Source organism: Ursidibacter arcticus, from assembly GCF_009761375.1.
Classification (GTDB): Bacteria; Pseudomonadota; Gammaproteobacteria; order Enterobacterales; family Pasteurellaceae; genus Ursidibacter; species Ursidibacter arcticus.
The window spans coordinates 1-2,612 of the sequence record NZ_LEKM01000210.1 but is presented as its reverse complement, the minus strand read 5'-3'; the positions used below and the strand labels follow the sequence as shown (position 1 = coordinate 2,612).

Sequence of the window (2,612 nt, the reverse complement as noted above, 5' to 3'; positions counted from 1 at the left end):
CCTAATTCAAGAGAATTAGAGTTACTATCTAATTGACAAAATCAAAAGGACTGAGTCTTGTGTGATATAGAACTCAATCCTTGGATTAAATCAGTCTAATTTTTTAGGGTAGCTCTGGTATTTTTAAACTACTCTGTTATACAGAACTAAGAAATTGTCGTACCTTCTTCAGTACCTGTAACAACTTGGCGTAAAGCACCCGCTTTACCCATATTAAAGACACGAATTGGCATTCCGTGGTCACGAGCAAGCGTGAAAGCAGCTAAATCCATTACTTGTAATTCTTTATCAATAACTTGCTCATAGCTTAATGTTTTATAAAGCACGGCATCTGGGTTTTTAGCAGGATCTTTATCATAAACACCATCAACTTTAGTCGCCTTTAATACCACATCAGCTTCAATTTCAATACCACGCAAACAAGCAGCTGAATCCGTTGTAAAGAATGGGCTACCTGTTCCAGCAGAGAAAATAACTACACGTTTTTCACGCAACATTTTGATTGCTTCAGACCAGTTATATGTATCACAGATACCATTTAATTGGAATGCAGACATCAACTTCGCATTCACATCTGCACGATGTAAAGCATCACGCATTGCTAAACCATTCATTACGGTTGCTAACATTCCCATATGGTCGCCTACAACTCGGTTCATACCCGCTTTCGCTAATTTTGCACCACGGAATAAATTACCACCACCAAGAACAACGCCGACTTCAACGTCCATTTCTAATAATTCTTTAATCTCAATTGCCATTCTATCTAAAATAGATGGATCAATGCCAAATCCTTCATCACCTTGCAATGCTTCGCCACTCAATTTCAACAAAATTCGTTTATAGATTGGATTGCTCATTCTTGACCTCTTTATAACAGTTGTAGGAAAAAATCGGGCTATTATAGTACATTGTTCCATTAGATAAAATAGACAAAGCAAATAGAACTTCGCAAACATTTTCGGTAAAATCAGCTCTCCGATTTATGATATAAAATGACACAATGGTAAACCTAAAATTTTCCCAACTATTCAGTATTATTACTGTTTTTCTATTAGCTTACTTCACAAGCTATTTAATGCTACTGGGTTCAGGCTTTTTTACTACATTTGATTTCTTCGCAACGTTATTGCTTAGCTTTTTCATACTACTTTTAAACTCATCAACAAAACGGTTCTATTTGGTATTACTTCCATTAGTAATCTTATACGGCTTTTACACCCCGATAGGATTAACGTTTGGTTCGCCATCATATCAATATGTTGCGTCTGTATTCGCCACAGATTTACAAGAAAGCAAAGAGTTTTTTGCCCAAATTCCACTCAAAAACCTGCTTATTTGTATAACTATATTTGCCAGTTTATTCTTAGGACGGTTCATCAGCCGAAAATATCAAATTAACTTTCATCGCAATAAAACTTTTGTCACAACAAGTCTATTTTTACTTTTTCTAACTTCGCCGCCTGCAATTTTTATTCGTGAGAGTTTTGATTCTATTCATACTGTTTATAGCGAGCTTAAACGCTTAAACTCACTGAGCCTTGACAGCGAATGGGGGAAATCAAACCTAACTGCCAATTCTCGCTATGATGATTATATTTTAGTGATTGGTGAAAGTGCTCGAAAAGATTACCACCACGCTTATGGATACCCGATTGAAAATACCCCTTTTATGAGTAAAGCGAAAGGAACTTTAATTGATGGGCTAACAGCAGGTGGCACGAATACTATCGCCTCACTCAAATTGATGCTGACCAAACCCAATAGCGAAAAATGGGAAGGGAATTATTCATTAGGTTTAGTTGATTTGATTAAATCTGCAAATATAAAAACCTATTGGCTCTCTAACCAAGGTTATCTTGGTACTTTTGACACGCCAATATCATCATTAGCGAATAAAAGTGATGAGAAGATCTTCTTAAAATCAGGGGATTCCTTTAATCAGAACATTAGTGATTTGGCTCTACTACCTAAATTTAAGGCTATTCTTAACCAAGAACATCAAGGTAAACGCTTTATTGTGGTGCATCTATATGGTTCTCACCCGATCAGTTGTGATCGCTTAACGGATTATCCAAAAATATTCAGCGATGAAATGATTGATAAACGATATGCCAATGTAAACTGCTATATTTCAACGATTAAAAAGACCGATCATTTATTAGAAAAGCTATATCAAACTTTGAACGATAATGCTGAAAAAAGCCAGCGTTCATTCTCGATGATCTATTTTGCTGATCACGGGCTTGCTCATCACATTACAGAAAAAAGTATTGATATTCATAATAGCAGTGGTAAAAGCAAACTTCATTTTGATATTCCACTCTTTAAAATCTCAAGTGATGATACAGAACGTAAAAGTTATAAAGCCTTCAAATCTGGCTTAAATTTTACTGATGGCATAGCCAACTGGATTGGTATTGCTAATCCTAAGGTAAATCCTGATATTGATTTATTTAGCCCAGAGAGTGATAAAAGTGATTATGGCTTAAAACAAATGATTGAGAAGTTTGAAGGAGATATTGATCCTGCAGTGGTCATTCCAATTAAATAGGTATGATAAAAAAGGTTGGCAAATCATTATTGCCAACCTTTCAGACTGATGACAAACC

At 35.6% G+C, this 2,612-nt stretch carries 2 protein-coding genes; one reads left to right on the top strand and one right to left on the bottom strand.

Annotated features, from left to right (window positions below; all coding sequences use genetic code 11):
* Positions 1 to 146 precede the first annotated feature (146 nt).
* Positions 147 to 860, bottom strand: a complete 714-nt coding sequence (gene pyrH, locus A1D25_RS10175) for a UMP kinase (protein ID WP_157395564.1) — start codon at positions 858 to 860, stop codon at positions 147 to 149.
* Positions 861 to 1,003: 143 nt separating this feature from the next.
* Here pyrH and A1D25_RS10170 point away from each other — a divergent pair, with 143 nt between their 5' ends.
* Complete coding sequence (locus A1D25_RS10170; RefSeq protein ID WP_205420609.1) at positions 1,004 to 2,554, top strand: phosphoethanolamine transferase; 1,551 nt, start codon at positions 1,004 to 1,006, stop codon at positions 2,552 to 2,554.
* The last annotated feature ends 58 nt before the right edge of the window (positions 2,555 to 2,612 follow it).

Excerpts from the sequence above, each read along its gene's own strand:
- pyrH (WP_157395564.1), bottom strand. The coding sequence starts at position 860 with ATGAGCAATCCAATCTATAAACGAATTTTGTTGAAATTGAGTGGCGAA.
- A1D25_RS10170 (WP_205420609.1), top strand. The coding sequence starts at position 1,004 with ATGGTAAACCTAAAATTTTCCCAACTATTCAGTATTATTACTGTTTTT.